Raw genomic sequence first — 24,858 nt, 5'->3', positions numbered from 1 at the left:
CAACGTGTCGAATGCGAGTCAATCGCCCACCGTGCCGCCCAGCTTCTTGCAGGTGCCTTCAGGCACGTTCCTGAAATCGCCCTTGTCGTAGTCGACCTTCGCTTCTCCTGCGCAGCCATGTACGCCCGTCTTGCTCGCGCAATCGTTCTGTCCTGCTTTGGCGATGCCATAGCATTGAACCTTCTTTTCGGCGTGCGCGGTTTGCGTCGTTACGACGGAAAGGCTTGCCAGGGCGGCTGCGACGAGTACCTGGCGTGCGATGTCCTGTTTCATGCTGCGGTCTCCGGTTTGTGCGGACATCCCGAAGCCGTCGATAGGCAACGGCATCAACGGGCTTCCTGTCCGACATGCAACAACATAGCTTCATGCTGGCCCATTCGCTACCCATGCATTCAACCGAATGTGGCTTTTGAACAGCACCAGCCTATTTACTTTACATCGAAGCCATCGTCGCTGTGAGTCCAGTGTTCCCTTTTCGGCGAGTCGAGGTTGACCCAGGGAAACGGGTGTACTCGCGCGCTACCAGGTGTATTTCGCGCCGACGCGGGCAGTGTAGTCGTGGTAGCTTTGCTCACCCCATGCCCCGGCCACATTGGCCCAGCCGGTCCAGCCTTTGCCGAGATCCGTGTTAAGTCCCAGTTTCACCTCATACCGGTTGGCCGGATAGAGACTGCCAATCGGTAACTGGTTGAATGAGACGCTGCTATTGGCGGTCGTATGCCACCAGTTCAGCGTGACATAAGGCTGCACCTTGCGGCCATCGTCGCGGATGAACGTTCGGTCGGTCCGCACGCCCAGCCGCGTAATCACACCGTTTGAGTTCGCACCGGTAACATTGGTGCCATTCTGCTCGGTGATGTTGTTTTCGTTGTAGCCCACGTAGATGATCTGTCCTTGCGGTTCGACCACCCAATCATGGGGCAACAGCACCGCGTAACCCAGTTCACCGGAAATCGCCCAACCATGGGCATCGTACTTCACGGTGGGCAACTCGTCGCCCTGCACCTGGTTGTTGAACCAACCGTACTTGACCCAGGTGTCGACATAGGCACCGAGCTTGTCCTTGTCATTCTGGAACCAGGTGCCGTATGCGCCCACGATGTACCCTTCCACGATGCCACGCGCGCTTGCGGGGTTACCCGCTGCACTCGCGTCGCTGTGGGAATAACCGTAGGTGAACGTTAAGCCCGCGTGAATCCGGTCGGCTTCGCTCAGCACCTTCCATTTGGCGAGTTCGGCGCCGCCCTCGAGCAGAAAGGTGTCGCTGCTGATCTGGAAGTTGTTGTCCTGACTGTGGCTTCCTTCCCAGTTCCCCACCACGCGCAGCCAGACTGAACGAGGTTTGTCCTGTTGCGGGTCGAAGCCTTGTCCTTCGACATACTGCGGTTCGCCCAGCCGGTCGTGCAGGCTTTCCACGAACATCTGGCCGGCCAGGTGCTGGTTGGCCAGGTAAGCCGCAACTTCCGGCCGGTACAGCGGTTCGGGCGGAGTGGGCTCGGGGCCGGGCTCAGGGTTAGGCGGTGGAGTCTGCTCCGAGCGCAGATACCAATTGCCGTCCGGATCCTGTACGCCCCCCTGGAGCAGTTGATATTCGTACGCGCCCGCCACAGCGCGCCCAGCCAGAGAAAATGCGCCGTTTGCCGAGCGCGATGGATCCAGCACCTGCACAACCATGATCCCGTTGTTGGCGGTGAGGGCGCCTTGGCCGCCGACATTCTGCACGGCAATCTTCGTTGCCCCGTTGGCGCCGACCGCTGTACCGTCCACAACCAGCGTATCCGACCGGGTGGCCGCGCCGCCCGCATTCAGAACCGTGTCGACCCGAAGCAGTCCGCCGTTGGAAACGAACTGGCCACCGCCATTCGTTCCCGGCGTATGTCCGCCCGAGATCACGAGTACATCGCCCGCAACGGGATTCGCCTGTAGATCAATCGTGCCGCTATTGATAAAGGTCTTCACGCCGAGAATCTGGCCCTGCACCGGCCCGTTGACGGCCATTGCGTTGGCGGTGTTGCCGAGAGGCAGATATTGCCCGGTGGTGTCGAATGTCGTCGCACCAGAGGGATTGGGCTGCAGCGCGACGATGCCGTTGTTCGTGAACGCGTTGTTGGTCCCTGAACCCAGGTCGGAGCCGGCTACCCGTAAGGTGTCCCGTACGCCATCGCCGTTGGTGTCGGCGAAGTTACGCAGATTGAAGGTGCCATTGTTGACGAAGCTGTTCACGCCGGTCGTCAGTTGAACAAATCCCGTCATGCTGCCGTTGTTGACAATCTGCGGATCACCAGACACCACGCGGTCGGAAAGCGCCCCGATGGTGCCGTTATTAATCAGCACCGCGGGGCCAACGCTCGAACCGAGCACAACGCCGGCCGCGGGCAGACCCGTCGAAGGACCGACGCCGCTCATGCCCGGTTGCCAGCCGCCCATCACGGTTCCGCCGGAAGCGACGGTCACCGTGGTCGACGCACCGTTTGCCGCGATGCCGGAAGTAAACTCGCCCGTTGTCGTCACGCTTGTTGCGGTGACATTCACCGCACCGGTCGCCGAGGTCGCCCAGATGCCGTGGGATTCGATACCTGATGTTTTGATCGGCGCGGTCGCATTCACCGTCACCGTGCCGCCGATGCCGGACGGCCCGGTTAGCCCACCGGTCACGTCCGGCGGGTCCTGTTGCGGGTTCGCCGGCAGGACAGCCCTTGACAAGGTGCCGCTGTCAGCCCGGATTCCGAATGATGTCGCGCCGCTGGTCGTAATCGGACCGGAGGAGTTGATCAACACCGTGCCACGACCGGACTGCGCGAAAATGCCCATGCCATTGTCACCCTCGGTGGTCATGCCCGGCCCCGTGTACGTCACCGTGATCGGTGCATCCTGGCCGCTGTAGGCTTTGATAGCGGCGCGAGGGTCGCCGGTTTCTCCGATGTGCAGGATTTGCGAAGCGACGGTCGCCACAACCGATGCGCCGTCGGCGGCAAGACCTTCCCAGGATTGCGCCGAGATTGCCGACCCCGGGCTCTCGCCGGGTCCGCCAGTAACGACCACCACTGTGCCTGGATCAGTGGTCAGATCCGCGGAGCCCGATCCCCGGTTAAACGCGTAAATGCCGTTGCTTCCTGGTCCCGTGATGGTGAGGGTGCCACTGTGATAGTTGACCGTCGCATTGCCGGTGCCACCGAGAACGTTGGGCTCGGCAAAAATTCCGACTAGCCCTCCTCTGGCAATCTGGATCGCGCCCGTGACATTACCGCTCACATCAACACTGACGTTGCCGGCGCCTGAAGCTGATCTCGCATGTACTCCTGCCGCTGTTGTATTAGCCTGGATCTGGACGTCACCTTTAAAGACAATGCTTAGATTAGCGGCGCTGTTCGGCACTCCGTTGTTGACGAAGACCCCTCTGACATCCTCCAGACCGGTTACGTTGATGTTTGCCGTCGCATTGACAGTGACGTCGCTGACCGAAGCGACCCCGATCGCCTGCGTAACGCCGATTCCATAAGTTGCAAGCGAGGTGAGTGCCTTGATGCTATTGGTCCCGGTGAGGTTGATCGTGACCGGGCCGGTGCTCGTACCGGTCTCTGTCACGACGAGCCCGCCCGGTCCCACGTTGCTCATGCTGTCCATCGCTATACCCTGGGCATTCAGCGTAAGGCCCGGAGCACCAACGTTATAAAGAATCCCGCTTCCGTATGGGTTGCCCGCGCTGGTGCACGTTACGCTTGGCGGATTGCCGCTCGCCGCACCGCATTCATCGGCCGCAAACGCAGAATTGCTGCCGGAGCCGAGCAACAGTGACGCGGCCAACGAACTGGTCGACAGGATGCGTACGCATGGATTGGCTGTCGTGAGCCGCAGGTTAAGGGCGCCTGATGTCGGTTCGAGGCTTGGGTCGAATAGCACCGTCCAGACAGCGTTGCTGATCGTCGTGCCGCGCCCCCTGTGTGGGGCGCGCGTTGCACCGCTGACCCCTGCAGTTACCCCCGCTTCAGCAACGATGGCGCTGTCCGCCGGGTTTGGGTCAACTGTCGAATTGGCTATGGCGTCGGTTGCGGGAAGAATCAGCGCTAGCGCGTGGAACGGGCGGACGCTGCCGGGTGGCATCGTCCGTAGCTTTGCGAAATGGGGCTGGGCGTGCGGCGAGTACAGACGGCTTTGGGTCGTTTGCATTGCTGTAGCTCCCACAAGAAGAAACTACGCGATATGTATTCAGGACAACTGATGCAGTTTTGCCTTGACGCCGCTACGCCCGGTTGCATCGCTGTCAAGCCGGGCGTGATGCATTGATGATGCTCGATATGCTGAACGCATCGCGACATATCCCGCGGCGATGCATCCGGACAGTTTGGGACGGGTGGTGATCGTGGGATGCCCGACACAGAGTACGGATGTTTAAACGCATGCAAATGAAAATACGTTCATCGAGCATACTGATCATACCCACGGTCAGCAAACAATCACATAAATAGGCGCTTTCTTGTATTATGTGTTGCCAAAACAAAAATATAATGAAATGAGAAGAGTTGATTCTCTGGCACTATGGGATTTTTTATTGCAATAAGCAAAGCAGTGGGGTGTATTCCTCAAAATCAATCGCATTTATGCGGATAGATGTTCCATTGGATCAGGGTACATGCCTCCTGCATGATGTAGTGACCGGTCACGAGCCGTCCCGCGCTGAAACTCTTGGCGCGACGCTCGTTTTTTCACTTCCACTCGATGATCTTGATGTGGTTTGTCGCGGGCATGGGGATGCGGAATAGGATGCCGTCCAACGCCGCAAAGTCGTATTTCATCGCGCTGGGGTTTGTATCGAGGTCGGGATTAAAACTATCCGACTGGTACACAAGTCGGAATTCGCCTTCGAGTCTCCACGCGCGAATGTTGATCGAAATGCCGTATCGAGCATCCTGCCAGTACGCCAAGGCTGAACACAATATCGTCGACGCTTGATCCGGGTTTTGTACTTGAGGCAGACACCTGCATGTGCATCGCCGTAGGCGTTAAGGACATCAGGTCTCTGTGCGATTCGAAACACGTTCCAGCTTCGTCCCAACGACGATTAGCGGCGCAGCCTCTGCCGCTTCGCATTTGCCCCCGTGCGCTTCTGAAGGATTAGCACGTATGGCCCTCCCACCATGAGCCGATGGTTGCCTGCAGGGCACTCGCGCGATTTCTATCGCGGTATCCGCTCGCAGGGTTGACTGGCCGCTCCCCCGTTGCACAGAAAAGCATTCACGACAATTACGCCGACGAATTAATAGAAAGGTGTACGTAATAAATGGCTTTTTTTCAGTAAGGATTATGCGAATCATTCGCATTCTCTTGATCGAAAAATGACGAACGCGTAATATCCGCGTCATGGGAAGCATGGATGACGTCGACCTGCGGACGTGCGGGAAGGTGCAAGTCCGCAGACGGTTCACATTGCCGATTCATAGAATAACTAAGGAAACTGAATGGGAGCCATTCGACCGGTCGACGTTGCTGCGCGTTTGAGGCAACAGGTTCTGTGCGCGTACAAGGCAGCGATAGCAATCTGCATCGCCGCTGCGGCGCTTGGCGCGAACCAGGCGCGTGCAACGCCCCCGGTCAATGTCGACGCGCAACCGGAAGCGCCCGAGGCCGACTTGAGTATTCAGGCCGAACCGACGGGATTCTGGACCGGTCTCTGGACACGGCAAAATATGCTCGGCGATATGGGTGGACTCCGTCCGTGGCTTGGCAAGTACGGCGTGACATTTCAACTGACTGAGACCAGCGAATACCTGGCGAACCTGCGAGGTGGGCTGTCGCGTGGCGGCGCCTACGACGGCCTCACGACCGCCACAGTCGGAATCGATACGCAAAAAGCCTTCGGCTTGCCCGGCGGCCAGTTCAACATCAGTGCGCTGCAGATTCACGGACGCAACCTGAGCGCGGATCGCCTGGGCACGCTGAATACCGCGAGCGGCATTGAGGCTGAGGGTGCAACGCGGCTATGGGAACTGTGGTATCAGCAGTCGTTCCTGAACAAGCGCGTCGACGTGAAGGTCGGCCAGCAGAGTCTCGACCAGGAGTTCATGACCACCCAGTACGGGGCGACGTTCATCAACACGATGTTCGGCTGGCCCGCGTTGCCGACGTACGACATGCCGGGGGGCGGCCCCGCGTATCCGCTGTCCGCGCTGGGCGTGCGCGTGCGCGGTCAGATCACGCCCACGCTGACCGCGTTGGCCGGCGTCTTCGACGGCGATCCGATCGGTAACAACGCGCTTAACAACAGTGGCACGAACTTCAATCTGCATAACGGCACGCTTTTTATCGGCGAACTGCAGTACGCACTGAATCAGCCCGCCGAGGGTGAAATGGTGACCGCGGACAGCAACCGGTTGCCGGGTACTTACAAGATCGGTGTCTGGTACAACAACGAGCACTTCAACGATCAGCGCTTCGACAACACGGGGCTGTCGCTCGCGAATCCGAATTCCACTGGCATTCCGGAGACACATGCCGGCAACTACAGCTTCTACGCAGTCGCCGATCAGATGGTGTGGCGTCCTGATCCGGACGAGCCGCGTAGCGTTGGCGTGTTCGCGCGCGTGATGGGGGCGCCGGGGGACCGCAACCTGGTCAGCGTTTCCGCCAACCTTGGTGTCGTGCTCAAGGCACCGTTCAAGGGGCGCGATAACGACAGCGTCGGCATTGCCGCGACCTACATCAAGATCGGCAGTCACGTGCACGACCTCGATCTGGACACGCGTGCGTTTCTCGACAGCCCTTACGGCGTACGCACGAGCGAAACCGCGCTGGAAGCGACCTACATCTACCAGGTGACGCCATGGTGGCAAATGCAGGCCGACGCGCAGTACACGTTCAATGCCGGCGCGGGGCAGAATCCGGTCGATCCGACACAGCCGCTGCGCAACACGTTCGTGATCGGCGTGCGGACCAACATCACGTTCTGAGTCGATACGCCACTTGGGTCCCATCAGCCTGCGCGCCATTTACCGATTACATGGAAGCACCCCATCATGACGTCAAACCAAGCTCCGCGCACTGCGTCCCTGCTGGAAAGGATGGCCTTCAAAGGTCACGCGAGCGGACCGAAACAGCGCCCGCGCACATTCGGCGCGCTTGTGGCGGGGGCGATCGCGCTCACCGTCGCGTGCTCGGCTTACGCCGAGCCGCAGGGTTTTCTCGAGACGCTGCATCGTAATACGACGCTGATCAATACCGTGCCCGACAATGGCGACCAGAATCCGTATGCGATCTCGGTTGCGCCGGTATCGGCCGGCACGATCAAACAAGGCGACGTGCTGGTCGACAACTTCAACAACGCGGCCAACCTTCAGGGGACAGGCAGCACGATCGTCGACTATCACCCGGATACGAAACAGATGACGCTGTTCGCGCAGATCCCGCGCGACCTGAAGGAGTGCCCGGGCGGTGTGGGCCTGTCGACCGCGATGACGATGCTGAAATCGGGTTGGGTAATCGTGGGCAGCACGCCGAGCAACGACGGCACCACCACCACGAAAGGCGCCGGCTGTCTCGTCGTGCTCGATCCGCAAGGCAAGATCGTAAAGACGATCAGCAGCCCGAACATCAACGACCCATGGGGCAATATGGCCGTCGTGGACAACGGCAGCAGCGCGACCCTGTTCATCAGCATGGCGGGCTTCGGCGTCGGCGGTCCGGACGGCAATCCGCCGCCGGTGTTCAAGCAGGCAACCGTATTGCGGCTCGACCTCGACATCCCGCAGGGCCAGCCGCCGGCCGTCAAAAAGGAAACCGTGGTGGGCAGCGGCTTCGGCGCGCAGGCGGACAAGGGCGTGTTCCTGATCGGGCCGACCGGACTTGCGCTGTCCGCGGACCAGAAGCTGCTGTACGTGTCCGACGCGATCGGCAATCGGATCAACGAAATCGACGAGCCGCTGACGCGCGATACGAGTGCCGGCGTCGGCCGGCAGCTCACTGCGGACGGGTTGTTGCATCGTCCGCTCGCGATGACGACCGGCCCCAACGGTCATCTGCTGGTGACGAACGCACTGAACGGCCAGGTCGTCGAAGTCATTCCCGAAACCGGCAAGCAGCTCTACGCGCGCTGGATCGATACCGACAAGGCGCAGACGCCGCCTGGCAATGGCGATCTGTTCGGTATCGCGATGACGCCGGAAGGCGACGGCTTCTATTACGTGCAGGACGACGTGAATACGCTGGTGCTCGCAAAGTGATCAAGCGATACGTCGTCGAAGCAATGGAAAAAAGCAGGAGGCAACATGAAAAATGACCCATCCCAGCCTTCGAGTCCGGGCCGGCGCGGTTTCCTGAAAGCGGGCGGCGTCGCGGCTGCGGGCTTTGCGGCGACCGGCGGCGCGCAGGCGGCGCTGACGCGCCCCCATACCGACGATCCGCTGGCGCAGATCGAGCCTTTCTATGGCGCGCATCAGGCGGGCGTCGTCACGCCGCAGCAGAGCCACACGTATGTCGCCGCGTTCGACCTGAAGACCGAGCAACGCGACGATGTGATCGCGCTGTTGCGCGATTGGACGCGCGCCGCCGCGCAGATGACGCAAGGCAAGCCGGCCGGCATGCTGGACACGCCGGATGACAAGACCGCGGTCGATTCCGCCGATACGCTAGGCGTCGGCCCGGCCGCGCTTACCGTCACGTTCGGCTTTGGACCGGGTCTGTTCGCGACCCAGGACGGTAAGGACCGCTACGGCCTTGCGAGCAAACGGCCCGCCGCGCTCGTCGATCTGCCGCGCTTTAACGGCGAGCAGCTGGTCGCCGAGAAAACCGGTGGCGACCTCTTTATTCAGGCCTGCGCGAACGATCCGCAAGTCGCGTTTCATGCGGTGCGTCAACTGGCGCGCATGGGCTACGGCGCGATCCAGATGCGCTGGGGGCAAGCGGGCTTTCTGTCCGGACAGAAGGGGCAGACGCCGCGCAATCTGATGGGTTTCAAGGACGGCACGAACAACCCGTCAACCAGGAGCGCAGCGCAGATGAACCAGTTCGTCTGGGCAAACGGCGACGACGCAGCGTGGATGCACGGCGGGACCTACACGGTGGTTCGCCGCATCCGCATCACGCTCGAGCATTGGGACCGGATGGAACTCGGCTTCCAGGAGCAGGTATTCGGCCGGCACAAATATAGCGGTGCGCCGATCGGCCGGAAAAACGAATTCGACGCGCTCGATCTGGGCGCGCAGGACAAGGACGGCAACCCGGTTGTCGCCGAAAATGCGCACGTGCGCCTGTCCAATCAGGCGACGAATGACGGCGCACAGATTCTGCGCCGCTCGTATTCGTACAACGACGGCACGAACTTCTACGTCGAACGCTGGCCGCCGTGGCGCCAGGAAACCGAGTACGACGCGGGGCTGATCTTTATCGCGCATCAGTCGGACCCGCGTACCGGCTTTATCCCGATCAACGCAAGGCTGGCGAAGTTCGACATGATGAACCAGTTCACGACGCATATCGGCAGCGCGATCTTCGCGGTTCCGCCTGGCGTGCGCGAAGGTTCGTTCGTCGGCGCGGGGCTGTTCGACGCATAACGCCGGTTCGCGTTCGCGCCGCATGCGCGAACGCACATTCACACAACCTCAAGGGGAGCAGGGCTCATGGAGCGTGCGTGGCAAAGAGCGCTGCGTCGGTTGCCGCAGGCGCTGACGCTGGTCGTGGCGATGGTTTCGATGAGTGTCCATGCGGCGTCGATTACGGTTTACAACGCCCAGCACGAGCAGGTAGTCGACCTGCTCGCCAAGGATTTTGAAAAGCAGACCGGCATCTCGGTGAAGGTCCGCAACGGCGAAGGCCCGGCGCTTGCCGCGCAACTGATCGCGGAAGGTACCGCATCGCCGGCCGACGTGTACTTCACCGAAAATTCGCCGGAACTGATGCTGCTCGAAGAAAAAGGGCTGCTCGGCAAAGTGGACGCCGCGACGCTCGCCGCGATTCCCGCGCGCTATAACTCTCCGTCCGGCGACTGGGTCGGCGTGACCGCGCGAGAAAGCGTGCTCGCGTACAACACGGCCAAGCTTCGGCCGGCGCAGCTTCCGCAATCGATCCTCGATCTGGCCAGCCCCGCGTGGAAGGGCCGCGTCGGCATCGCGCCAAGCGATGCGGATTTTCTGCCGCTGGTCAGCGCGTTGATTGCGGTCAAGGGCGAGGCGCAAACACTCGACTGGCTCAAGGGCCTCAAAGCGAACGCGCAGATCTTCGACGACGACGAGGGCGTGGTGGCGGCGGTCAATCGCGGCGGTGTCGCGACCGGCGTGATCAACAACTATTACTGGGCGCGTCTGCACACGCAGCTCGGCGACAGCGCGACGCGCAGTGCGATCTATCACTTCGGCAACGGCGATCTCGGTGCACTCGTGAACGTGTCGGGCGCGGCGGTCATGAAGAGCGCGCACAATGCGGACGGTGCACAACAGTTTCTGAAATACCTCGTTAGCGAACGTGCACAAACCTTGATCGCGAACAGCCACATCAGCTATGAATATCCGCTGCACGCGGGCGTGGCGCCCGACCCGCTGCTCAAACCGTTCAACGAATTGCAGCCGCCGTCGATCGGCGTCGAACAGTTGGGCGACGACAGCAAAGCCGGCAAACTGCTGCGCCAGGCAGGACTGCTTTAGCGCAAGACCGAGATGAGTGACGCGACCGACATCGTCGATGCAATGGCTGCTGCGCCGCCCGCGAACCCGCCGGCGCGTGCCGCGCGGCACGCGCCGCGCGGCCTGCTGGCCGCCGCTAGCGTGAGCGCGCTGCTCGTGCTGCTGCCGCTCGCGTTCACGTTCTATCGCGCTGCGACGTTCGGGTTCGCCGATGCGGTCGAACTGGTGTTCCGGCCGCTGGTCGGCGAACTGCTGTGCAATACGTTGCTGATCACGGTCAGCGTAACGCTCGCATCAGCGATTGTCGGCACCGCGGCCGCGTGGTTCGTCGAACGCACGCATCTGCCCGGGCGCGGTGCGTGGGCGGTGCTCACGGCCGCGCCGCTCGCGATGCCCGCCTTCGTGTCGAGCTACGCGTGGGTATCGATCAGTCTCGATCTGCAGGATTTCGCGGGCGCATTGCTCGTCATCACGTCCGCGTATTTCCCCCTTGTCTATTTGCCTGTTGCGGCTGCGCTGCGCGGGATGGATCCCGCGCTCGAGGAAAGCGCACGCGCGCTCGGTTGCGGCCGCTGGGCCACGTTCGGGCGCGTCGTGCTGCCGCAATTGCGTCCCGCGCTGCTAGGCGGAATGCTATTGGTCGCGCTAGGCGTGCTGTCGGAATTCGGCGCATTCCAGATGCTGCGCTTTCGCACCTTCACGACTGAGATCTACGCGGAATACCGCACGAGCTTCGACAACGGCGGTGCGTCGCTGCTCGCCTGTCTGCTGATCGGGCTGTGCCTCGTGTGTCTCGCGCTCGAGTTTCGTGTCCGAGGTAGCGCGCGCTACGACCGTGTCGATCGCGGCGCGCGCCGCTCCGCGCTGCGCTACGAACTGGGGCGTTGGCGCTGGGTTGTTGCGGCCGGCTTCATCGCGTTGACGATCGTTACACTGGGCGTGCCGCTCGGCATGATCGGCTACTGGCTGACCCAGCACGGCGCGGCGGCGGTCACGCCTGCCGAGGTATCGCCGCAGCGGCTGTTCGGCGCGACGTTGTCGTCGGTTGGCTTCGGTCTTGCTGCTGCGCTGGTGACGACACTGATCGCGCTGCCGCTCGCGTTCCTGCTTGCGCGCTATCCTGGGCGGCTCGCGACCACGCTCGAGCGGACGGTTTTTCTCGCGCAGGGCGTACCGGGTCTGGTCGTCGCGCTCGCGATCGTATCGCTTGCCGTCCATGCGTTGCGGCCGCTCTACCAAGGCTTGACGTTACTGATCCTCGCGTATGCGATTCTGTTTCTGCCGCTTGCGCTCGTTAGCGTTCGTGCCGCGCTGATGCAATCACAGGAACGCCTCGGGGAGACCGCGCGCGCGCTCGGACTCGGGCCTGCGCAGACGCTGTTGCGCGTGCAACTGCCGCTCGCCGCGCCCGGACTCGGCGCGGCGGCGGCGCTGGTCTTCATTTCCGTCGTCACCGAGCTGAACGCGACGCTGTTGCTTTCGCCGATCGACACGCGCACGCTCGCGACGCAGGTCTGGGCTAACACGTCAACACTCGCGTTCGCGGCAGCCGCCCCTTATGCGCTGACGATGACGGGCATTTCGCTGTGCGCGTCCGGTCTGCTGTTCGCCTTTCTTGGGCGCTCGGCACTGCTTGAAAACGGCCGATATCGAAGCCCTGTCGCTTTTCGACCGACTCACCGGCCGTCATGAGCAAACTGCTGATTCGTGGGCTCTGTAAATCCTTCGACGGCCAGCCGGTGCTGCACGGCATCGACCTGACCGTCGAACGCGGCACGCTGCTCGCGCTGCTTGGGCCGTCCGGCAGCGGCAAGACAACCCTGTTGCGCGTGTTATGCGGCTTTGAACGCGCCGATCGCGGCACCGTTGAAATCGACGGTCGGCGCGCGGCGAGCGACAGTCTGCACCTGCCGACCGAGCAGCGCAGAATCGGCTATGTGCCGCAGGAGGGCGCACTGTTCCCGCATCTGTCGGTTGCCGATAACATCGTGTTCGGGTTGCCGCGCGGCGAGCGGCGCGCGCACCGGCGCGTCGAGGAACTGCTTGACCTCGTCGGCTTGCCTGCCGACTATGCACAACGCGCGCCGCAGCAACTGTCCGGCGGTCAACAGCAGCGCGTTGCGCTCGCCCGCGCGCTGGCGCCGGCGCCAAACCTCGTGATGCTCGACGAGCCGTTCTCGTCGCTCGACGCGGCACTGCGGGTCGAAACGCGCGAAGCGGTAGCCAACGCGCTGCGCGCGGCGGGCGCGACGGCCGTGCTGGTCACGCATGACCAGAGGGAGGCGCTCTCGCTCGGACACGAAGTGGCGGTACTGTGGCAAGGCAGACTCGTGCAAACCGCCTCGCCGCAGACGATCTATCGTGAACCTGCGACTCGCGAACTGGCGATGTTCGTGGGCGATGCGGTGCTGCTGCCAGGGGTCGCGCGCCGAGGCTTCGCGGACTGTGCGCTGGGCGCGTTGAAACTGCTGCATCCGGTTGCCGACGGGCCTGTCGATGTGATGCTTCGACCGGAGCAAATCCGCATCTGCGCTGCCGACGACATGCGCGATCGACCCGGCTGCGCACATGAAGCGCTCGTCACCGATGTCAAATTCAATGGGCCCTATGCGAGCGTCCATCTTCGGACGAACGGCGCGACGCCGGTCAGTATTTCGTCGAGCGTGCCCGGGCACCGGGCGCCGCGTTTAGGCGAACAATTGAGGGTGATCGTCGACGGTGACGCGTTGGCGTATTCGGCCGGCTAGTGTGCGTCCGCGCTGGCGGAAAAACCGATTGGTGCGCCTGCCAGCAGGCAGTTCGTCCGCTCGCATTAGCCCCGCATTAACCCCGCATTAGCCCCGCATTAACCCTATTGCTTGTCCGTGCGGCCCAGCAAAGCTAGCGGAGTCCTGCTCAATTGAGCGATGACGGGGCGGACGATGCGCCGTTACTCGCATGCTGCGCGAACGCGAACGGCGCGACGCCATAGCGCCGCTTGAACGCGCGGCAAAAGTGTGACGCGTTCGAGAAACCGCAGCGGAACGCGATTTCCTTCGACAATAGCTGACCGTTCGGCGTTTCGGCGAGCAGCCGCGCCGCGAGTTCGAGACGCCGCGACCATACGTAGCCCATCGGCGTCAAACCTTCTGCACGAAACACACGGCTCAGGTAATTCGCGGATACGTTGAGCTGTTCCGCGATCTTCGCGACATCCAGATCGACGTCGCCGATCAACCGCGTAATGGTCTGTCGCGCGCGCAACATCAGCGTGGCGCGGCGGGCCTCTGCGATATCCGGCGTCTCGCCTGTCACGATGTCGACGAAGTCGAGGCACTGCTCGCCGAAACGGTTGAGCATTCGCGTGCTGACCGTGCCGGCGTGACGCGCGGCAACCGATATGTAGTCGCGCACTGCCTGGACGTCGGCCGATGAGCGATCAGGCACATGCACGTCATGCAGCGTATAGCGTGCGCCACGCTCGCGCAGCGCTTTCTTCGGAATACGAAGTACGATCAAACGGGTCGCTTCGCGAAAATGCTCGCTGAACGCACGCGCGGGATCGACGAGTACGACGCCCCCGGCGTCGACGTGCCGCGTGTTGCCGTTCTGCTCGATGGTCAGGGAGCCGGTTTCGACCTGCTTGAACAGCAGATAGTCGCCGTTCCATGCAGGGCTGCGTTGCATGACCGGCGACACGCTTTGCCACGCGAGTTGGACGTCGCTGACCTTCAGCTGCCCCGCGCGCCATTGCGTGACGAAACCATGGCTTGCCTGCGCGCCATTCGTTTCGCAATGCAGGCCGAAGCGGTTCGACATCGCGTCGGACCATCGAAGATTGTCGAGCGCGCTGTTGCCGGTGCTCTTGATGCAATGAGTCTGCATGATCGGTTCTCTGGTTGATACCCAATATATAGAAACACGCGGCAAGACTGGTTTATTCCCTGACCGGCACGCGAAACATCGCAAGAATCGGCTTGTACCTGCAACCCGCGGCATATCTGCTCGCACGGTACGGTCAACGCACGCGGCAACCTGGTTTGTACACTCCAGTCAGGTTCGATCGTAAGTTTTCAAGTCCTCGAAGCAGCATCGCGCCCGTGCAAAACAAGCGCTCGACTAACTAGCGCTTTCCTCTCCTTCACTGAACCAACCGTCGTGCTCCGCAAGCCCGAAATCAATCCCTCATTTTTACCGTCGCCATGGAAACGGGCCATGCTTCACCGCCCGCTGGCGGCCATCATGCTGAGCGCGACGATCGTCACGGTGCTCGCCGGCTGCGCGAGTGGCAATGACATGCAACCGTCACACGCAATGTACGATCTCGCCACCCTCGACCCCGGCCAGGAAATCACCCATGCCGCGGATGCAGCCCATGCCGGTACGGTCGCACAACAGTGGTGGTCCGTTTTTGGCGATGAGCAGCTCGAAGCATTGATGGATCTTGCCGATCAGGATGCACTCTCGCTTCAGATCGTCGAATCGCGCGTGCGCGAAGCGAGCGCCGCAAGCGCTGTCGCGGCTTCGAATCTTCTGCCCAGCATCGACGGCGCCGCATCGGCCGAGGTCGACCACTTTCCGGCGCATTACCTGTACCCCGCGCCCTATGCCGGCAATTACGGCAGCGAAGGATTGATCGACGCCAGCCTTGTCTACCACCTCGACTTCTGGAGGAAGTGGCGCCAGTCCGCTGATGCCGCGCGGCTGCGGGTCGACGTCGCCGTATTCGAGGCAGACGACGCAAAGCTCGTGCTCCGGATCGCGATCGCGTCGGCGTGGCTCAAGCTCGATACCGCGTACCGTTTGCGCGACGTCGCCCTACAGGGACTCGCCCAGCGCAACGGCGTCGTGCATCGGCTGCAGGTGCGCCGCACGGCTGGACTCTCGACCGACATGGACGCTGTCGCCGCCCGCGATGCGCTGACGCAGACGCGCGCCGACATTGCGCGCTACGACGCTCAGATCGCGCAGCAGCGTCACGAGATCGCGGCGCTGCTCGGCAAGACGCCCGCTTTCGCCGATACGCTCGCACGCCCGGCGCTTCACGCGCTGGCCGATCCCGCGCCGCTCTCGGCGGTGCCGGCGACGCTGCTCGGCTATCGACCCGATGTGGCCGCGCGCCGCCGTGCCGTCGAAGCTGCGGCAAATGAAATCGGCGTGGCGAAGGCCGCGTTTTATCCGGACGTGAATCTCGTCGCCTTTGCCGGCCTCCAGAGTCTCGGCATCGGCTACCTGCTGCGCGCGAGCAGCACGGCGGCGGGCGCGGGTCCTGCCGTCACGCTGCCGATTTTCGAAGGCGGGCGCTTGCGGGCCAACCTCAAAGGCCGCGTCGCCGACTATGACGAGGCGGTGAGCGCCTACAACGCGACGATTGTCACTGCGCTTCAACAGGTCGCGGATGGTATCGCTGTGGTCAAGGCCGCGCGCGAGCATCAGCAGGAAGCGCAAACGGCGGCTCGCCATTGGGCGCATATCGTCGATCTGCAGCAAGTGCGGCAGCACAGCGGCCTGTCGGACACCGGCGATCTGCTCGCGGCCGAGACGGCACGGCTCGTCGCGCAACGACGTGCAACTGACGCCGATGGCGAAGTCGCCGTGGCCCAGATTGCGCTGATTCGCGCGCTCGGTGGCGCATGGGTGCCCTCTCTTTCTGTCGCTTCTGTACAGCCTAACCATGACTGATGACACGACTTTGACTGCGGCGCGCGCCGCGCCCGCCAAGCCGACGCGCCGCCGCCGGATGATGGCGCTCAGCGGTGCGTTGATCGTCGCGGCCGCCGCATGGGGCGCGTCGCGCGTGCTCTATCCCGCGACGATCCGCTCGACGGACGACGCCTATGTGAATGGACACGTCGTGTCGATCACACCGCAGACGGCCGGCTCGGTCACGGCCATCTTTGCCGACAACCCGGATCGCGTGCAGGCCGGCCAGACGCTTGTCGAAATCGATCCGAACGATGCGCGCATCGCACTCGACGCCGCGCAAGCCGAATTGGCGCGGACTGTGCGGCATGTACGCGGCCTGTTCGCGCTGGAGGCGCAAACCGCGGCGTTAGTCGAACTGCGCCGGACGGAACTGGACCGCGCGAAAGCGGACCTGCGCGCGCGTCAGGGCATTGCCGCACAGGGGGCGGTGACGGAAGAGGAGGCACGCCACGCCGGCGATGCGGTGAAGGCAGCGCAGGCGGCCTACGATGCCGCACTGCAGACGCATGCCGACGCGCTGGCGCAGGTCCGCGGAACGGATGTCGATCATCATCCGGATGTGCAAGCGGCGCTCGCGCGCGTTCGCGCGGCTTCGCTGGCGCTCGAACGGACCACGATCCGCTCGCCGGTGTCCGGCATGGTCGCGCAGCGCAGTGTGCAGCTGGGCAAGCGTGTCGCGGTCGGCGACCGGCTGATGGCCGTCGTTCCGCTCGATCAGCTGTGGGTGGAGGCGAACTTCAAGGAGGTCGAGCTCGACGGCATGTGCCCGGGCCAGACCGCAATCGTCACCGCGGACGTGTACGGCAGTCGCGCGACGTATCACGGAACCGTGGTCGATATCGAGGCGGGCAGCGGCGCCGCATTCTCGCTGCTGCCCGCGCAAAACGCGACCGGCAACTGGATCAAGGTGGTGCAACGCGTGCCGGTGCGCATCCTGCTCGATCCCCACGAGATTGCGAAGCACCCGTTGCGCATCGGCATGTCGACCGAAGTCGAAGTCGATACCCGCACCTGTCCTTCCGGCAAGGACCTCGGGCGCCCGCTCACAGTCGAGCGCACGTCCCTCTATGAGGACGAGCAAAGAACCGCCGATCAGCGCGCGGCGAGCGCCTTGGCCGACAGCACGGGAGCACAAAGATGACGCGCGCTGGCCTGCAGCCGATCGAGCCGCTAAAAGGTCCAGCGCTCGTTATCAGCTCGGTCGCGGTTAGCCTGGGCTCGTTTATGGCGGTCGTCGACGTAACGATCGCCAACGTGTCGATTCCGACGATCTCCGGGAATCTCGGCGTGAGCGCGGAAATCGGCGAATGGGCCATTACCTTTTTCGCGGTCGCCAATTCGATCTGCATTCCGCTGACCGGCTGGCTGTCGCGCCGGTTCGGACAGTTGCGCCTCTTTGTCATGTCCGTCGCGGCGTTTACGGTCGCGTCCGTGATGTGCGGTGTTGCGCCAAACTTCGAATCGTTGCTTGCCGCGCGCGTTCTGCAGGGCATGGTGTCGGGGCCGATCGTGCCGCTTAGTCAGGCGTTGCTGGTCGCGATGTTTCCTGCCAACAGGCGCGCGCTAGCCGTTTCCGTGTGGGCGATGACGATTATGGCGGGTCCGGTTGCCGGCCCCGTTCTCGGCGGCTGGTTGACCGACGATTACAACTGGCGCTGGATCTTCCTTGTGAATGCGCCGGTCGGTCTGTTCGTCGTCGTCGCGACCGCCGCGCTGTTCAAGGGACGCGATACGCCGTCAATGAAGCTGCCGGTCGATTTCATCGGGTTGATCTTTCTCGCGATTGCGATCGGCTGTCTGCAGATCACGGTGGACCGTGGGCGCGTTCTCGACTGGTTCTCGTCGCCCGTGATTTGCGCGACTGCAATCCTGTCTTTGTTCGGCTTCATCTTTCTCGTCGTCTGGGAGCTGGGCGAGAAGCATCCGATCGTCGATCTGCGTTTGTTCGCATACCGGAACTTCACGATGGGCACGATCGCGGTCGCGGTCGGCTTCGGCCTCTTTTTCGGCGCGCTTGTGCTCATTCCGCTCTGGCTGCAGACGGATATGGGCTACAACGCGATATGGGCCGGACTCGTTACCGCGCCGATGGGCCTGTTCGGCATCCTGCTCGCGCCACTGCTCGGCAAGTGGGTGCAAAAGCGCGACGCCCGTCTGTTCGCGACTCTCGCGTTCATCGCATGGGCGCTTGTCGCGTGGTGGCGCGCGTCGATGACAACCGAGGTAGGCGCGAACACGATCGCACTCACCTGTCTCGTGCAAGGAATCGGCATCGGATTCTTTCTGACGCCGCTCGTCACGCTGTCACTCGCGGGACTTCCGCCGGAACGGGTCGCCGCGGCATCGGGATTGCAGACCGCGATCCGGATGCTGTCGGGCAGTGTCATCGCATCACTCGCGCAAACGTTCTGGGATCAGCGCTCGCGTTTCTATCAGAACAAGCTCGTCGATACGTTGACGCCTTTCCACGACGGGCTTAGCGCCGCAGTCGGCACGCTCCATCAAGGCGGCTTTAGCGATGCCGAGTCGAGTGCGTTGATCTGGCATCAACTGGTGGTGCAGGCCGACATGCTTTCGCTCAATGACTTCTTTTTCCTCTCGTCTATCGGCTTTGCGCTGACCATCGTTATCGTGTGGCTTGCCAGATCGCCGCAAATGACGCGTTAAGCCGATCGGTGGGCGTTGCGAATCGAAGAGTCTTTCGCTACTGGCCCAGTGCGCATGTCTTTAAACGGCTTTTTCGGCCGGCACTTCCTATACTCTCATAGACGCCAGGTGCAAAGACGCGATCGACCGGCAAGCTGGCGATTCCCGGATCGCGCCCCGATAAGAGACGAAAGACCGCGCGCAGCGGCGCCATGGCCCATTGCGGTCGCTTTGCTGCGTTGCGACAGAATCAGGAGCGAGACATGGGACATTTCGCATCCGCGGCCCCCGGCGCTCACCACGTCGGCGTACCCGGCCCGCGCCGCCCTGCGCTGCCCGCGCTTGCGCTGGCTGCGCTCGGCGTAGTCTACGGCGACATCGGCACGAGCCCGCTCTACACGCTGTCGACGGTGTTCGATCCTGACAATGGGCTGCCGCTTAACGCATTCAATATCGTCGGCATCGTCTCGCTGATCTTCTGGTCGCTGATGGTGCTCGTCTCGCTCAAGTACGTGACGCTGGTCCTGCGTGCGAACAATCACGGCGAAGGCGGCATCATGGCGCTGCTCGCACTGGCGGCTTCGTCGGTCGCGGGACGGCCGCGGCTGCGTCGCACGCTGCTTGTGGTCGGTGTGATGGGGGCGGCGCTCTTCTTCGGGGACAGCGTGATCACGCCGGCGATTTCGGTGCTGAGTGCCGTCGAAGGTCTCGAGGTCGCGGCCCCCGCGCTAAAAACCTACGTGATTCCCGTGACGCTGGCGGCGCTGATCGTGCTGTTCATCATGCAGCGACGTGGCACGAGCGGTATCGGCGCGGCGTTTGGGCCCGTGATGGTGTTGTGGTTCGTGGTGATCGGCGTCGCAGGGCTCGTCAATATCGCTGCGGCACCCGTCATTCTGGTTGCACTTAATCCGCTGCAAGGGCTCGGCTTTTGTCTGCATCACCGCTTGCTCGCCTTTGTTGCGCTCGGCGCGGTCGTGCTGTCGTTGACCGGTGCCGAAGCGCTCTATGCGGACATGGGTCACTTTGGCAAACGGCCGATTCGCCTCACATGGTTCGGCATTGTGTTCCCGTCGCTCGTTTTCAATTACTTCGGTCAAGGGGCACTTTTGCTGGCCCATCCCGGCGCCATGCAGAACCCGTTTTATCACCTCTTTCCGGACTGGGCGTTGTTCCCGATGATCGTGCTGGCGACGGTCGCCACGGTCATCGCATCGCAGGCCGTGATTTCCGGTACGTACTCGATGGCGAAGCAGGCGATGCAGTTGTCTTTTCTGCCGCGGATGAATGTCGTTCACACGTCCGAGCACGAAATTGGCCAGATCTACCTGCCGGGCATCAACTGGGGGCTGCTCGCGGCGGTGGTCGCTGCGGTGCTCGGCTTCGGCTCGTCGACCGCGCTCGGCGCCGCATACGGCATCGCGGTCACCGGCACGATGCTGATCACGACGTTCCTCACGTTCTTTGTCGTCAGGTACGCATGGCATTACAACTGGTTGCTGGCGGTGTGCGCGACGGTGTTCTTCTTTGTGATCGACGCGACGTTTTTCTCCGCGAACCTGCTGAAGATTGCCGCAGGCGGCTGGTTTCCCCTCGCGATCGGCGCAGTGATGTTCACGATCATGGCGACCTGGGGGCGCGGCTGGGACATGATGATGGCCGAAGCACGCGCGCGCGCCGGCAGGACCCCCCTCGAATCGTACATGACGTCGCTGCTTGCGCGCGCGCCGTTGCGGGTGAGCGGTACGGCAATATTCCTGACGCCGAACCCGGATGCCGTGCCCCATGCGCTTGTCAACAATCTGGTCCATAACCAGGTGCTGCATGAACGCGTGTTATTCCTGACGGTGGTCACGTGCGAAGTGCCATGGGTGCCCACCAGCAAGCGCCTGAAGGTGCGGCCGCTATGCGCCGGCTGCTACCACGTGACGATTACCTATGGGTTCAAGGACGAAGTCGATCTGCCGTGCGCGCTCACCGAGTGCAGCGCGGACGGGTTGACATTCGATCTGTCGACCACGTCGTGGTTCCTGAGTCGTGCGACGGTGGTGCCGAGGCCGGGCCGCGGGATGGCGTTGTGGCGCGAACGTCTGTTCGCGATGATGCTGCACAACGTCGGTAATATCGCTGCATACTTCAAGCTGCCGGCTAACCGGGTGTTTGAGGTCGGCGCGCGGGTGGAGCTTTAGCGGGTCGTGTGCGGGCGGCAAAACGCGGGGCGATCGCATTCGTGGTGACCGCCACGCGACGTCGGTTGGGTTTCAGCGGGCGTCGGACGCGAATTGGACACGAGTGTCAAAATCAAAATAAAATCGCGAGGTCACATGCCCGAAGCTCGCTTTCGATTAGGCGACAAATCCGGCAACCAAGCCGGCAACAAATCCGGCAGCAAGCCCGGGCGTCGTACGTTTTTCTTCTGAGGAACCAGACGGGGCGGACCGCGGCGGCCTCACCCTGTGAGCCGCGCGCGTGTTTTGGCGTTACCCCTATGGACGTTAAATACCCTCACGTGTGATCCTGACTGATCTCGCCGAGCCGTCGCGCCGGCGTCACCGGGTGGGGACCGAATGGATGATCGTGTGGCGAACCCTCTGCCTCGCGCGATGAATTCGAGTGCGATGGCAGAGCGACTCGTGCGAGTGTATCGGACGGCTTTCATGCTGACCGCCGTCGGCGGTGCACTCCTTGTGCTTTCTACATGGCTCAGCTTCCGGTTCGGGGCGAACATGATGGTTGCGGCGTCGATCTGTATGACCGAAATCGTCCTGTTGTCATTATTTGGCCACTTCGTTTCGACGATCCTGCTCCCGGTGATTGCGATCGGCAGCCTCGATTATTTCTTTGCTACACCCGTCTTCAGCTTTCGTGTCGACATCGCATCGGACTTCTGGGCGCTGATCGCGTTTTTCGCCAGCTCGTCAATCGTGAGCTGGCTCGTGAACCACGTGCGCCGACTTGGGGCAATTCATCGACAGCAAGCACAGCTACTCGATCTCACGCATGACAGTGTGATGGTGCGCGGCATGGATGACACGATTAGCTACTGGAATCGTGGCGCGGAAGCGATCTTTGGATGGAAAGCGGACGAAGCGTTGGGCGAGATGTCACATTCGCTATTGCGCTCGCGCTATCCGATCGACTTCGAGCAGATCAAGCAGACTTTGCTTGAAAGCGGCTATTGGGAAGGCGAAGTCGTTCATGCAACGAAGAACGGCTCGGTCGTCGCAACCGCGACGCGTTGTTCGATACTGTGTGTCAAGCAGGGCGTGCCGACTGCCATCCTCGAGACCAGCACCAATATCACTGAACGCAAGCGAAACGAAGACGCGGTGGGACATGGGACCCGCTTCACGACGATCGGTGAATTGGGGACCTCAATTGCGCACGAGTTGGGCCAGCCGATCGCCGCGATCGGCGCCGAGAGCTCAGCCGGTTTAAGGTGGCTGAATCGTGACTCGCCCAACATCAATGAGGCGTTGTCTTCGTTGCAGCATATTGGTGCCGAATGTCGGCGCGCAACCGAGATTATCCGGCACGTCCGCGCAATGACGAAGCGAAAGCCGTTACAGGTGACGAGCCTCGCGATCAACGACGTGATCAGGGACGTCATCCCGCTCGTCCATCGCGAACTCCTGAATCATCAGGCAACGCTGAAGACAAGGCTCGATCCCGATCTGCCGCCTGTGCTTGGCGACCCGGTGCAACTCGCGCAGGTGACGATCAATCTGGTGATGAACGGTCTTCAGGCGATGGCTGCGGTAGCCAACCGCGCACGAGAACTGGTTATCGAGTCGCGTCGCGGTGAGGCGGGCGAAGTGCTCGTCGCCGTGTGCGATTCGGGAGCGGGCATCGCACCGAACGATGCAGAGCGGCTCTTCGAACCGTTCTTCACGACCAAGCCCGAAGGCATGGGAGTGGGGCTGTCGATCTGTCAGGCAATCGTCCAGTCGCATGGGGGCGAAATCCGGATCAGGAACAATACAGAACACGGTGTGACAGTCGAGTTTAGTGTGCCGGCGATTGGCGCGCACGACGGCGCGCTTTAAAACGCTCGGACGCAAGCATCAGGTCCGTGTTAAAGGAGGCCGATGCGTTGAAGTCGCTCGCTCAAGCCTGCATGCGCCACTATCTGAATCTGGGTCCCGTCTGTGGCTCCTGCGACTCGAAGCTTCGGAACAGAACATGTTCTAAAGCCCTTGCATGTTGCAAAAGGTCATCTGGCCGACGATGACAGATCCATACGCTTGCGCTGCAGGAACCGGCGCACGGCCGGGTCGCGCTCGAGGCCGATCGCGAGATCGTACGCGTCGAGCGCTTTGGCCGTCGCGCCTGCACGCGCCAGCAGATCCGCGCGCGCGGCCCAGTAGGGTTGGTAGTCGGCCAGCCGTGGATCGTCCGCATACGACTCGAGCGCGTCGAGCGCCGCTTGCGGGCCGTCCCGTTCCGCTACCGCGAGCGCGCGGTTCACCGCGACCACGGGCGTTGCTGCAATCGTGAACAACGCATCGTACAGCTGCACGATCTCATCCCAGTTCGGGCGACGCGTCTGGCAGCGGTGCACGTGCGCCGACTGCAGCGCGGCCTCGAGCTGAAAGCGTCCGATCGCATTGAAGGCGTTCGCGTGCCGCAGCAGCGCGTTGGCTGTGTCGATCATGGGCGCGTTCCAGGTCGACGGATCCTGAGCGGACAGCGGCACGTAGTCGCCGGCCGCATTGCGTCGGGCATCGCGTCGCGCCTGCGCGTACAGCATCAGCGCCAACAGACCCAGCGCCTCTGGCTCCTCGGGCAGCAGTTCCGCGAGCATATGTGCAAGAAACAGTGCCTCGCCGGCGAGATCGCGGCGCTCGGTATCGCTGCCGACCGGGTCGGTCCAACCTTCCGCATACGCCGCATAGACCGCTTCCAGTACCGCCGCGAGCCGGCCGGGTAACTCCTCGCGCTCGGGCACGCTAAACGGAATGCCCGCTTCGCGAATCTTGTTCTTCGCCCGCACAAGGCGTTTGCTCATCGCGGCAGGCGACATCAGGAACGCGGATGCGATCGTCTTCGCTTCGAGTCCCAACACCGCCTGCAGCATCAGCGGCGTGCGAATCGCGGCTTCGAGCGCCGGGTGCGTGCACGCGAATAGCAGCGCAAGCCGTCGGTCGGGCAACGCGCCTGCGTCACGCTCGTCGATCTCGTCGGCGAGGATCGCGAGCTGGTTCGCCACGACGTCGCCGACACGGCGATGACGCGCGCCATCGATCGCGCGGCGGCGCGCAACCGTCATCAGCCACGCTTCAGGGTTCGCGGGGCAGCCGCGCGCCGGCCAGTCCGCGAGCGCGGCCGCAAATGCGTCGGCGAGCGCATCCTCGGCCGCGGCCAGGTCGCGCGTGCGCATCGCCAGCAGCGCGACGAGCTTGCCGTAACTGCGGCGCGCGACTGCCTCGGCTATCGAATGCGCGGCGCCGTCCGCATCACGGCCGCCGCCGGACCGACTCATGCAACGGATGGCGCATCGTACGGGGCGGTCCAGACCGGGCGCACTTCCATGATGCCGTGCCCCGCGCCGGGACAACGCGCCGCCCACGCGATCGCCGCATCCAGATTGGGCACGTCGATCAGGTAGTAGCCGGCAAGCTGCTCCTTCGAATCGGAATACGGTCCGTCAAGCACCTGCGGCTTGCCGTCGACGAGCCGCACCGTGGTGGCCGTGCTGGTGTGCTGCAGCCGGTCGGCGCCCACTAGCGCGCCTGCCTTTTTCAACGATTCGGTGTACGCCTGGTACGCGGCGACGCCTTGCTGCCGCTCGCTGTCGGTCATCTTGTTCCAGCCGTTTTCTTCCGAATAGATCATCAAAAGGTATTGCATATGAGCCTCCGTCATAAGGTTGAGGCGGGTGATGAAATCGGACCGCCATCACAATGACGCGCGGGCCGTA

17 protein-coding genes are annotated in these 24,858 nt (G+C 62.7%); 11 read left to right on the top strand and 6 right to left on the bottom strand.

Features of this window, described 5'->3' with window-relative positions:
• Positions 1 to 18 precede the first annotated feature (18 nt).
• The 3 genes from HV796_RS04115 to HV796_RS04105 all read right to left on the bottom strand — a co-directional run bounded on the left by HV796_RS04115 (position 19) and on the right by HV796_RS04105 (position 4,922).
• Positions 19 to 273 (bottom strand): BufA1 family periplasmic bufferin-type metallophore, encoded by a 255-nt coding sequence (locus tag HV796_RS04115; RefSeq protein WP_175225180.1) that lies wholly within the window; start codon positions 271 to 273, stop codon positions 19 to 21.
• A 246-nt stretch (positions 274 to 519) separates the two neighbouring features.
• Positions 520 to 4,167, bottom strand: a complete 3,648-nt coding sequence (locus tag HV796_RS04110) for an autotransporter outer membrane beta-barrel domain-containing protein (RefSeq protein WP_175225179.1) — start codon at positions 4,165 to 4,167, stop codon at positions 520 to 522.
• 536 nt (positions 4,168 to 4,703) lie between these two features.
• A complete protein-coding gene (locus HV796_RS04105) occupies positions 4,704 to 4,922 on the bottom strand; it encodes a hypothetical protein (RefSeq protein WP_175225178.1) in 219 nt (72 codons plus the stop codon).
• 534 nt (positions 4,923 to 5,456) lie between these two features.
• On the opposite strand from HV796_RS04105, the gene HV796_RS04100 reads away from it, so the two are divergent.
• The 6 genes from HV796_RS04100 (at position 5,457) to HV796_RS04075 (ending at position 13,354) form a co-directional block, all read left to right on the top strand.
• Positions 5,457 to 6,944 (top strand): carbohydrate porin, encoded by a 1,488-nt coding sequence (locus HV796_RS04100; RefSeq protein WP_175225177.1) that lies wholly within the window; start codon positions 5,457 to 5,459, stop codon positions 6,942 to 6,944.
• Between the two features lie 111 nt (positions 6,945 to 7,055).
• Complete coding sequence (locus HV796_RS04095; protein ID WP_175225176.1) at positions 7,056 to 8,213, top strand: NHL repeat-containing protein; 1,158 nt, start codon at positions 7,056 to 7,058, stop codon at positions 8,211 to 8,213.
• 45 nt (positions 8,214 to 8,258) lie between these two features.
• Positions 8,259 to 9,542, top strand: a complete 1,284-nt coding sequence (gene efeB / locus HV796_RS04090; RefSeq protein WP_175225175.1) for an iron uptake transporter deferrochelatase/peroxidase subunit — start codon at positions 8,259 to 8,261, stop codon at positions 9,540 to 9,542.
• A 129-nt stretch (positions 9,543 to 9,671) separates the two neighbouring features.
• Positions 9,672 to 10,628 carry an iron ABC transporter substrate-binding protein gene (locus HV796_RS04085; RefSeq protein WP_246355690.1) on the top strand — a complete coding sequence of 319 codons (957 nt, stop codon included), beginning with the start codon at positions 9,672 to 9,674 and terminating at the stop codon, positions 10,626 to 10,628.
• A gap of 12 nt (positions 10,629 to 10,640) precedes the next feature.
• Positions 10,641 to 12,299: an ABC transporter permease gene (locus HV796_RS04080; protein ID WP_175225173.1), complete on the top strand. Its 1,659-nt coding sequence runs from the start codon at positions 10,641 to 10,643 to the stop codon at positions 12,297 to 12,299.
• Positions 12,296 to 13,354 carry an ABC transporter ATP-binding protein gene (locus tag HV796_RS04075; protein WP_175225172.1) on the top strand — a complete coding sequence of 353 codons (1,059 nt, stop codon included), beginning with the start codon at positions 12,296 to 12,298 and terminating at the stop codon, positions 13,352 to 13,354. Before HV796_RS04080 ends, HV796_RS04075 begins: the two co-directional genes overlap by 4 nt.
• Before the next feature lie 148 nt (positions 13,355 to 13,502).
• Here HV796_RS04075 and HV796_RS04070 read toward each other — a convergent pair whose 3' ends face one another.
• Positions 13,503 to 14,471, bottom strand: coding sequence for an AraC family transcriptional regulator (locus HV796_RS04070; protein WP_175225171.1), 969 nt, complete (start codon positions 14,469 to 14,471; stop codon positions 13,503 to 13,505).
• Between the two features lie 330 nt (positions 14,472 to 14,801).
• On the opposite strand from HV796_RS04070, the gene HV796_RS04065 reads away from it, so the two are divergent.
• The 5 genes from HV796_RS04065 (at position 14,802) to HV796_RS04045 (ending at position 22,984) form a co-directional block, all read left to right on the top strand.
• Positions 14,802 to 16,268, top strand: a complete 1,467-nt coding sequence (locus tag HV796_RS04065; protein WP_175225170.1) for an efflux transporter outer membrane subunit — start codon at positions 14,802 to 14,804, stop codon at positions 16,266 to 16,268.
• Positions 16,261 to 17,433 carry an HlyD/EmrA/EmrK family protein gene (locus HV796_RS04060; protein WP_246355674.1) on the top strand — a complete coding sequence of 391 codons (1,173 nt, stop codon included), beginning with the start codon at positions 16,261 to 16,263 and terminating at the stop codon, positions 17,431 to 17,433. Before HV796_RS04065 ends, HV796_RS04060 begins: the two co-directional genes overlap by 8 nt.
• Positions 17,430 to 18,959 carry a DHA2 family efflux MFS transporter permease subunit gene (locus tag HV796_RS04055; protein ID WP_175225169.1) on the top strand — a complete coding sequence of 510 codons (1,530 nt, stop codon included), beginning with the start codon at positions 17,430 to 17,432 and terminating at the stop codon, positions 18,957 to 18,959. Before HV796_RS04060 ends, HV796_RS04055 begins: the two co-directional genes overlap by 4 nt.
• A 242-nt stretch (positions 18,960 to 19,201) precedes the next feature.
• Positions 19,202 to 21,127, top strand: coding sequence for a potassium transporter Kup (locus HV796_RS04050; protein WP_175225168.1), 1,926 nt, complete (start codon positions 19,202 to 19,204; stop codon positions 21,125 to 21,127).
• 468 nt (positions 21,128 to 21,595) lie between these two features.
• Positions 21,596 to 22,984: a PAS domain-containing sensor histidine kinase gene (locus tag HV796_RS04045; protein WP_175225167.1), complete on the top strand. Its 1,389-nt coding sequence runs from the start codon at positions 21,596 to 21,598 to the stop codon at positions 22,982 to 22,984.
• 167 nt (positions 22,985 to 23,151) lie between these two features.
• On the opposite strand, the gene HV796_RS04040 is transcribed toward HV796_RS04045, so the two are convergent.
• Both HV796_RS04040 and HV796_RS04035 read right to left on the bottom strand, forming a co-directional pair.
• Positions 23,152 to 24,420 carry an RNA polymerase sigma factor gene (locus HV796_RS04040; RefSeq protein ID WP_175225166.1) on the bottom strand — a complete coding sequence of 423 codons (1,269 nt, stop codon included), beginning with the start codon at positions 24,418 to 24,420 and terminating at the stop codon, positions 23,152 to 23,154.
• Positions 24,417 to 24,788, bottom strand: coding sequence for a YciI family protein (locus HV796_RS04035; protein WP_175225165.1), 372 nt, complete (start codon positions 24,786 to 24,788; stop codon positions 24,417 to 24,419). The genes HV796_RS04040 and HV796_RS04035 overlap by 4 nt, the downstream gene beginning before the upstream one ends.
• Between the last annotated feature and the right edge of the window lie 70 nt (positions 24,789 to 24,858).

It is taken from the genome of Paraburkholderia humisilvae (assembly GCF_902859855.1).
Taxonomy (GTDB): Bacteria; Pseudomonadota; Gammaproteobacteria; order Burkholderiales; family Burkholderiaceae; genus Paraburkholderia; species Paraburkholderia humisilvae.
Note: the sequence above shows the minus strand (reverse complement) of the source record. Positions and strands in the feature narration are given on the sequence as shown.

Excerpts from the sequence above, each read along its gene's own strand:
- HV796_RS04115 (WP_175225180.1), bottom strand. The coding sequence starts at position 273 with ATGAAACAGGACATCGCACGCCAGGTACTCGTCGCAGCCGCCCTGGCA.
- HV796_RS04110 (WP_175225179.1), bottom strand. The coding sequence starts at position 4,167 with ATGCAAACGACCCAAAGCCGTCTGTACTCGCCGCACGCCCAGCCCCAT.
- HV796_RS04100 (WP_175225177.1), top strand. The coding sequence starts at position 5,457 with ATGGGAGCCATTCGACCGGTCGACGTTGCTGCGCGTTTGAGGCAACAG.
- HV796_RS04095 (WP_175225176.1), top strand. The coding sequence starts at position 7,056 with ATGGCCTTCAAAGGTCACGCGAGCGGACCGAAACAGCGCCCGCGCACA.
- efeB (WP_175225175.1), top strand. The coding sequence starts at position 8,259 with ATGAAAAATGACCCATCCCAGCCTTCGAGTCCGGGCCGGCGCGGTTTC.
- HV796_RS04085 (WP_246355690.1), top strand. The coding sequence starts at position 9,672 with ATGGTTTCGATGAGTGTCCATGCGGCGTCGATTACGGTTTACAACGCC.
- HV796_RS04080 (WP_175225173.1), top strand. The coding sequence starts at position 10,641 with ATGAGTGACGCGACCGACATCGTCGATGCAATGGCTGCTGCGCCGCCC.
- HV796_RS04075 (WP_175225172.1), top strand. The coding sequence starts at position 12,296 with ATGAGCAAACTGCTGATTCGTGGGCTCTGTAAATCCTTCGACGGCCAG.
- HV796_RS04070 (WP_175225171.1), bottom strand. The coding sequence starts at position 14,471 with ATGCAGACTCATTGCATCAAGAGCACCGGCAACAGCGCGCTCGACAAT.
- HV796_RS04065 (WP_175225170.1), top strand. The coding sequence starts at position 14,802 with ATGCTTCACCGCCCGCTGGCGGCCATCATGCTGAGCGCGACGATCGTC.
- HV796_RS04060 (WP_246355674.1), top strand. The coding sequence starts at position 16,261 with ATGACTGATGACACGACTTTGACTGCGGCGCGCGCCGCGCCCGCCAAG.
- HV796_RS04055 (WP_175225169.1), top strand. The coding sequence starts at position 17,430 with ATGACGCGCGCTGGCCTGCAGCCGATCGAGCCGCTAAAAGGTCCAGCG.
- HV796_RS04050 (WP_175225168.1), top strand. The coding sequence starts at position 19,202 with ATGGGACATTTCGCATCCGCGGCCCCCGGCGCTCACCACGTCGGCGTA.
- HV796_RS04045 (WP_175225167.1), top strand. The coding sequence starts at position 21,596 with ATGCTGACCGCCGTCGGCGGTGCACTCCTTGTGCTTTCTACATGGCTC.
- HV796_RS04040 (WP_175225166.1), bottom strand. The coding sequence starts at position 24,420 with ATGAGTCGGTCCGGCGGCGGCCGTGATGCGGACGGCGCCGCGCATTCG.
- HV796_RS04035 (WP_175225165.1), bottom strand. The coding sequence starts at position 24,788 with ATGCAATACCTTTTGATGATCTATTCGGAAGAAAACGGCTGGAACAAG.